Below are 7,624 nucleotides of genomic sequence, written 5' to 3'. Positions count from 1 at the left end.
TCGGCATTAAACCCATTTTCGTTCCGCTTTATTTTTCACGCCTTCCCCCTCTTTCATTTTTTATGCGTTCCCCTCAGTATCCGTGAATGTCACGCGCATAACTTCCTCAAGCGTTGTCACTCCATTAAGCAATTTTATGAGCGCGGCTTCCCTGAGCGTTTTCATACCGTTTTCGCGGGCGAGCTGCTTTATGAGGTGCGTCGGCGCCCTTTCTAAAATCAGGTCCCTTAATTTATCGTTCACCTCCATCACCTCGTAACAGGCAGCACGGCCTTTATATCCGGTGTTTGAGCAAAAATCGCAGCCCGTTCCTCTCGTAAGCTTCACTTTTGCCTTGCCGTCCACCATCTCCGGAGTTATTCCAAGATGTTTTATCTTATCGTATTCTATCTCAAACTCTTCTTTACACCTGGGACAGACGAGACGCACGAGCCTTTGGGCGATTACCATAGCAACAGTGGAAGTCGTGAGAAACGGTTCTATGCCCATATTGTTAAGCCGCGTCATTGCGCCCGGAGCGTCGTTTGTGTGGAGAGTGGAAAAAACGAGATGCCCGGTGAGAGCCGCATTAATCGCAATCTCAGCGGTTTCGGTGTCGCGGATTTCACCGACCATTATGATGTCGGGATCCTGCCTGAGAAATGACTTCAGACCTTCCGCGAAGGTAAGGCCTATTTCGGCATTTGCCTGCACCTGATTTATTCCTTCAAGCACGTATTCAACAGGGTCTTCAATCGTGATAATGTTTACCTCGGACTTGTTGAGCATTGAAAGAGTCGAATACAAAGTCGTTGATTTCCCGCTCCCTGTAGGACCTGTTACAAGAATAATACCGTAGGGAATGTCAATATTTTTCTGATATATTTTAAGTGAATCCTCATCAAAGCCGAGCAGTGTCAGGTCGAGCTTAAGCGATTCGGGGTCAAGAAGACGCATAACGACTTTTTCTCCGAAAGCCGTCGGCAGAACCGAAACACGCAGGTCCACGCCCTTGTTTTGAACCCTTATTTTTATTCTACCGTCCTGCGGAAGACGGTGTTCGGCAATGTCAAGTTTCGCCATGATTTTCAGACGGCTGGCAAGAGCGTTCTGCAGTTTTTTCGGGGGGGCGGTCACTTCGTGAAGGACGCCGTCAATCCTGTATCTTACGCGAAGAGACGTTTCAAACGGCTCTATGTGCACGTCGCTGGCGCCAGCGGCTACGGCTCCGCTTAAAATGAGATTGACGATTTTAATAACCGGAGCGTCTTCCCCCTGGGCTTCAAGGGCTATAATATCGGACCCTCTGTCCTCTTCTTTAACAAGTTCCACATCTTCATCAATGCCTCCGGGCTGGTCAATTTCCCTGAGGATGTCCGCCATTGAGCCCTTTGCGCCGTAATATTTGTCAATCGCGTTTTTAATTTCGGCTTCGCTGGCGATGACAACCCTGATATTTCGTCCGGTCATCATTTTGAGATCATCCACCGCAAAGACATTCGCGGGGTCGCTCATTGCTATCGTAAGCTCACCGCCTTCAAGAGATATCGGTATGAGTTTCTGGTGACGAACAATGGTTTCGGGCACAAGCTGAATCACATTTTCCGGAATTTCGCCGTATTCGTTCAAACTTACATAGGAAACATTACACTGTTTCCCGAGGAAGGCGAGCAGAACGTCCTCCGTAATAAAACCCATCGCCATAAGTATCTGGCCGAGTTTGCCGCCTCTTTCTTTCTGTTCCTGAAGAGCCGCTTGAAGCTGTTCCGCGGAAATTATGCCGACGTCAACCAAAAGGTCGCCTAAGCGCTTTTTACCTAATTTCTGTTCTTCCTTAGTCGTCATCTTGCCTCTGCCATACTGCACTGAACGGCGGTCATAGCGGTGACATTTATTATATCAAATTTTGAACATCCACGCGAAAGGTCATTACCGGGTTTTCTCAGGCCCTGTATAACCGGGCCGATTGCAGAGTATCCTGCGAGTCGCTCAACCAGTTTATACGCAATGTTGCCGCTGTCAAGATTCGGGAATATGAGAACATTCGCTCCGCCGCTCCATTGACCTTTTGTCTTACTGAAGGCGATGTCCGGAACAATTGCGGCGTCCGCCTGTATTTCCCCCGTAAATTCAAAATCCGGTTTTCTCTCTTTCAGAATTTCAGCGGCGCGCCTGACTTTTGAGACGGAACTTGATTTGGCAGAACCGTGTGTTGAAAATGAAAGCAAAGCGATTTTCGGCTCATTTCCTGTGAAAGCCCTGCAGGATGCGGCTGTCTGAATAGTGATTTCCGCAATTTGCGCAGAGTCAGGATCCGGCATAATGGCGCAGTCGGCAAAAAGGAAAAATCTCTCCCCACGCAACATTAAGAAAAAACTGGATAAAAGCCCGCTGCCGGCATCTATGCGCGCAACGCCCACACATTTGAGAAGAGCTCGCACTGTAAGTGAGGTCGAATTGGCCGCACCGCCCACAAAACCATCTACGGCGCCGTCTGCGAGTTTGATTGCGGAATAATAAAGAGGGGAACGCGCCAATTCGGCGGCTTCATCTCTGGATACCATTTTTTTCCTATTGTCTTCAAAAAACTTATCTATATAACTCGCCATTCCGGAGTCGTTATCGGGACTGAGGCACTCAATGCCGGGCAGAGACGTTTTGCGCACAAGAACGGGTTGGGCTATTTTTTGTTTTTTTATTTCCTGAGCCGCCTGAATCACTCTTTCGTCATCGCCTTCGGGGAAAATAATCCTGTATTGTTTCCGGCGCGCCTTTTCTTTTAGATTTTCCAATATATCTAACATTTCTAACTATTATAGTAGATTTTTACCTTTTTGTCAAGCCCCCACCCTATAAAATCAAAATCGTAGGTTGCATTTTCCTTTACAAATCAAGTTTTGTTAGATGTTTCACGGCGCTTTCCTCAAACTTCTCTATAAGTTTGCCTGATGTACATCTGCCGATATTGGCTTTTCTGTCCCTTATGGTCACATCGCCACTCTGCGATTCGCTATCTCCGATGATGCCGATGTAAGGAATATGCTCGGCGAGCGCCTCTCTTATTTTTTTATTTAGACTGAGGTTTCTCACATCCGCCTCGGCACGCACACCGCCTTCGCGGATTTCCTCAAAAATTTTATACACCGCCGCCGAATGTTTTTCGCTGATTGATATAATTTTAATCTGCCTCGGCGCAAACCACACAGGGAAATCCGCCTTGTAATGCTCTATGAGCATCCCGGTAAAGCGTTCTATTGAGCCGAATATCGCCCTGTGAATCATAAAAGGCGTCTTTTTTTCGCCGTCTTTTCCGATGTAAAAAACCGAAAACCGCTCCGGCAGATTGAAATCAAATTGTATCGTAGAACACTGCCAGAATCTGCCGAGAGCATCTTTAATTTTGATATCTATTTTCGGTCCGTAAAAAGCCCCGCCGCCTTCGTCCACTTCGTAAGGGATTCCGCTTTTTTCAACGGATTTCTTGAGCGACTCCTCTGCCAATTCCCACGACTTAATGTCTCCGACATATTTATCATTGGGCCTCGTGGAAATATACACCTTAAAATCCTTAAACCCGAACGCAGAAAGTATTTTGAGGCAAAAATCAAAAACGCGGCATATCTCGTCAATAACGCTCTCTTTTGAAACAAATATGTGAGCGTCGTCTATTGTAAAACCCCTCACGCGCAAAAGCCCGTGGAGCACGCCGCTTTTTTCAAACCTGTAAACAGTGCCGAGTTCGGCAAACCTTATCGGCAGTTCTCTGTAAGAGTGAAGTTGGGACAAATAAATCATTATATGCCCCGGGCAGTTCATAGGCCTTACCCTGTAGGGCTTGCCTTCTATGTCCATACGCGAATACATCATTTCGCTATAATTCTGGAGATGACCCGAAATTCTGTAAATTTCTTCGCTTGCGATGTGCGGCGTTCTGACAAGTTGATAGCCGTTTTTAATATGCTCTTTCTTCCAGAAATTCTCAATTACTTCCAAAAGAGCCGCTCCGTCGGGATGCCAGTGAATAAGGCCGACGCCGGCTTCAGGGTGTATGCTGAATATGTGCCTGCCGATAATCCTGTGGTCTCTTTTTTTCGCTTCCTCCCTGAAATGAATAAAATCAGCCAGTTCCTGTTTTGTCGCGAAAGCTGTTCCGTAAATGCGCTGGAGCATTTTGTTTTTCTCATCGCCTCTCCAGTATGCGCCCGCGACGTCAAGAAGTTTGAAGTTTCGAAGTTCAGAAGAATTTTCTATGTGAGGTCCCTTACAGAGGTCTATGAAATCGCCGAGTTTATAGATTGAAACTTCTTCCACGGGAAGCGCCTGGATGAGCTCAACCTTGTATATCTGCCCCCTGGCTTTGAAGAATTTAACCGCTCCGTCTTTTTTCATCGTTGAATGTTCAAAAGAGTGTTTTTCTTTTATGATTTTCTTCATTTCTTCCGAGATTTTTTTAAAATCTTCCTGAGTAATTTTTTCTTCAAGGTCAAAATCGTAATAAAAGCCGTCGGATATTGAAGGACCTATCGCAAAAAGCACTTTCCCGTAGATTCTGCTTACCGCATAAGCCATAATGTGAGATGCCGAATGCCTCAACGTTTCAAGAGTATATGTCTTTTCTTCCATTTTTATTCTGTCTTGGGCGGTACTGGATTCGAACCAGTGACCCCCACGATGTCAACGTGGTACTCTAACCAACTGAGCTAACCGCCCTATCCGCCACTGGCGGGATAGAAAATAAAACCCTGCCGTCTTTCATTTTCTCTTTTTACATTTTTAAAGGCACGGGTCGGATTCGAACCGACGAATGGAAGTTTTGCAGACTTCTCCCTTAGCCGCTTGGGTACCGCGCCGATATAGAAATAAATTTACAAATAAAAAGCGCCGCTGTCAATTTTTTTTCAACCTCGTGTCATTTAAAAATACTGTTTACCCACCTTGGCGAATACTCCCAATCCGCCTGCGGCGGACGAAGATGATATCTTACCGAATCCTTCGTGCTACGGTAGCGAAGCAACTTCGCAGAGTAGTATACCGTAACAGAAGTTCGTGATATGTAGTTGCTCAATTTATTGAGCGCTTCTGTTAGCAAGCCTGATAAATCAGGCAACTACAATAGCGCGCAAATTTATGTTACGGAGCAGTAGTATTGGCCCCGTCCGCGCGGGAGCGCTGCGATAGGCGAAAGTTTGGCTATTTCATCCATAATATTGGCCCCGTCCGCGCGGGAGCGCTGCTACGAAGGATGGAAAGGATTCTGTCTGTCGCGGAGTTCCGCAGAAAGAAATGGCCTCTACACAATCTATATTGATTTTTACAAAGCCACATCGCTAAATAAATTTCTGGAATTATACAGCAGGGAAGTGGCGCTGGCTGTTGAGAATAAATCAGAGAAGGCGGTTCGTTTTATTAAAGAATTCCTTCCCGCTCTGAGGCCAAAAATAACAGTGAACGCTGAAGGCAATGCTGTGAAGAGAAATTCACGACCACGGGCTATACGCTTGAAACAGGAGTTGTAGATAAAATTATTGAATTGGCGGATAACTATCCTTACAACGTTCAGTATTTGTGTCATGAGTTGTGGGATATGAATCTCGATAAACGAAGCATAAAGAATCCTGATATAGAGATTGCCCTGAACAAAATATTGTCGGAGGAATCGCCTTTTTATTCAACGATGTGGGATAGCCTAACCCATCATCAGAGAAATGTCTTACAGGCAATAGCGGTTTACGGCGGGCATCTTTATCGGGACATCATTCATTTCACAATTATCTTTTTAAAACTGTCAAACCTTTTTCCGTCGTTTTATATTTCTGCTTACTGCTCTGCGGTTTATCGGGTATTGTTAATTCAAGCAATCCCTTTTCTATCAAAGGTAATATATGTCTCTTATAATTCATAAACACCGCACTTAAACCAATGTATTTTAATATTTCTTGTTTCTTTTTTGGAATTTTACAGTATTCAAGTATCTTTATGACTTGCTCACTGACTTGCTCACCGACTTGCTCACTAGTGTTTGATACAAGTCGTAGTTTAGTTTTAAATTTTGAATGAATCGGTAGAATTGTCAGAAAGTAATCGCGGGTTTTGTTCGTCTCAAAACCCGGCGGCGGCGAACCGTTGAATTTCATTGCGCGTCTTATTTTAGGGAAACCGGTGCTTCTGCCTTCGGTCAAATCAATTTCCTTTAGAAAATCCCCTATCCTTCTGTTGCGATAATTACCGGCAGTAACGACCTGTTTCTTTAGCATTTTGTTATCAATAGGCGAAACGGGGCCGGGAACCGAAAGTATTTCTATTTTATCGTAGCGCACATTGACTACGATAGGGTTTCTTTCTTCATAACTCTTGTGATAAACCGCGTTGGCGAGCGATTCTTCTATCGCGAGATAAGGATAATTGAAAAATCTCATGGCTTTTGCCTGGTCGGGAATTTTTCTTATCTCTTCTTTGATAACAATGTTTTTAATGTATTGAAGAGCATTTTGTAATTGTATGTGTATGGGCCCGGTAAAGATTTTCTCGGTAAATTTATCGCCTATATCATCCTGATATTCAACAACTTCTATCCTCGTATCCCGAAAATATTTTTCAGGATTGTCAGTAAATAAAAGCAGTCCTGCATTAACCGGCTTTAAATATTCTTTGGGGCCGCGGGCAATCTGCATTCGGGCGCATAAATCTTTTAGCGACATTGAATCCATCGTTGAATGCAAATCGCTGTCCGCTTGTTTGAGAAATGATTTAATCAGATGAGGATTATAGTCATCTATTGAAGCGTTATGGTTGATTCTGTCGTCAAACGGTACTTTTGCCGCTAAATTAAACAACTGATGTTCTTCGGAAGTATTTGCTTTTACCGTTGAAGAAAATCTTCTGACATAATAGAACTGCTCGGATTTTTTGGCAAGAGTTTTCGGAGTTTTATAAGGCCGCGTTTCGCCGCCGGGTGCCCAAAGAACAAGAATATGTTTACCTTGATATTTTTCTGGAGATGAAACGGGAAAATAATTCGGGGTTATTTTATGACAAAGTTCAATAAGTTTTTTCTGGTAAGAATTAAGTTGTTCGGTATTCAGTCCGGCAGGCGGTAAAACATTCTTGCCGTTTTCGGATTTTATTCCTATAATTATGTAACCACCGCCCCAGTTATTCATATCGTTTGCAAAAGCACAGAGCGTGTGAAGAATTGCCTCGGGATTCCATCCTTCTTTGAACTCAATCCTTTCAGATTCAACTGTTTGCCCGTTAATCAATTCGCTAATATTCAAAGGTAATGCCATATCTGTTTTGATTATACTTTTTTACAGCGAAAAATCAAGAAATAGTATCTAACAAGAAGACATTTAATTAGTATCTAACACGAGTGATTGATTTTTGTGCATTCAGGAGCATTCAGTGTCAGGGGTTGACCCGCCTTCGCCGAGGATTCGGTAGGCAAGTGCTAATCGGGGCGGGTAGGATATCGGATAATTCTTTCTTCTGAAAAAGAAAAAAAGCGTTCTCTGAAAATAAAAAATACTGCTGAAGGCAGTCGCGAAAATTTTGAGGATGTATTCAACAAAAAAGAAAAACAATTGAACTGGCGGAGAGGGAGAGATTTGAACTCTCGCGGGCCCTTACGGACCCCTACAGGTTTAGC

The 7,624-nt window shown here is 44.2% G+C and carries 5 protein-coding genes and 2 tRNA genes; 1 reads left to right on the top strand and 6 read right to left on the bottom strand.

Going from position 1 to position 7,624, the window contains the following annotated elements; genetic code table 11:
* Nucleotides 1–60: 60 nt before the first annotated feature.
* The 5 genes from COT43_05175 to COT43_05155 form a co-directional block, all read right to left on the bottom strand.
* On the bottom strand, nucleotides 61–1,824 hold the full coding sequence (locus tag COT43_05175) for a type II secretion system protein GspE (GenBank protein ID PIS28956.1): 1,764 nt from the start codon (nucleotides 1,822–1,824) through the stop codon (nucleotides 61–63).
* A complete protein-coding gene (locus COT43_05170; GenBank protein PIS28955.1) occupies nucleotides 1,821–2,783 on the bottom strand; it encodes a phosphate acetyltransferase in 963 nt (320 codons plus the stop codon). Before COT43_05170 ends, COT43_05175 begins: the two co-directional genes overlap by 4 nt.
* A 79-nt stretch (nucleotides 2,784–2,862) precedes the next feature.
* Complete coding sequence (locus COT43_05165) at nucleotides 2,863–4,602, bottom strand: threonine--tRNA ligase (GenBank protein PIS28954.1); 1,740 nt, start codon at nucleotides 4,600–4,602, stop codon at nucleotides 2,863–2,865.
* Between the two features lie 13 nt (nucleotides 4,603–4,615).
* Nucleotides 4,616–4,689 (bottom strand) — tRNA-Val (locus COT43_05160).
* Between the two features lie 67 nt (nucleotides 4,690–4,756).
* Nucleotides 4,757–4,829, bottom strand: a tRNA-Cys gene (locus tag COT43_05155).
* A gap of 336 nt (nucleotides 4,830–5,165) precedes the next feature.
* Here COT43_05155 and COT43_05150 point away from each other — a divergent pair.
* Complete coding sequence (locus COT43_05150) at nucleotides 5,166–5,495, top strand: hypothetical protein (protein ID PIS28953.1); 330 nt, start codon at nucleotides 5,166–5,168, stop codon at nucleotides 5,493–5,495.
* Between the two features lie 252 nt (nucleotides 5,496–5,747).
* On the opposite strand, the gene COT43_05145 is transcribed toward COT43_05150, so the two are convergent.
* Nucleotides 5,748–7,265: an AAA family ATPase gene (locus COT43_05145; GenBank protein PIS28952.1), complete on the bottom strand. Its 1,518-nt coding sequence runs from the start codon at nucleotides 7,263–7,265 to the stop codon at nucleotides 5,748–5,750.
* Between the last annotated feature and the right edge of the window lie 359 nt (nucleotides 7,266–7,624).

It is taken from the genome of Candidatus Marinimicrobia bacterium CG08_land_8_20_14_0_20_45_22 (assembly GCA_002774355.1).
Classification (GTDB): Bacteria; Fidelibacterota; UBA2242; order UBA2242; family UBA2242; genus 0-14-0-20-45-22.
The sequence above is the reverse complement of the archived record's forward strand: the minus strand, read 5'-3'. Positions and strand labels throughout refer to the sequence as shown.

Coding starts and splice junctions, on each gene's coding strand:
- COT43_05165 (PIS28954.1), bottom strand. CDS start 4,602: ATGGAAGAAAAGACATATACTCTTGAAACGTTGAGGCATTCGGCATCT.
- COT43_05175 (PIS28956.1), bottom strand. CDS start 1,824: ATGACGACTAAGGAAGAACAGAAATTAGGTAAAAAGCGCTTAGGCGAC.
- COT43_05170 (PIS28955.1), bottom strand. CDS start 2,783: ATGTTAGATATATTGGAAAATCTAAAAGAAAAGGCGCGCCGGAAACAA.
- COT43_05145 (PIS28952.1), bottom strand. CDS start 7,265: ATGGCATTACCTTTGAATATTAGCGAATTGATTAACGGGCAAACAGTT.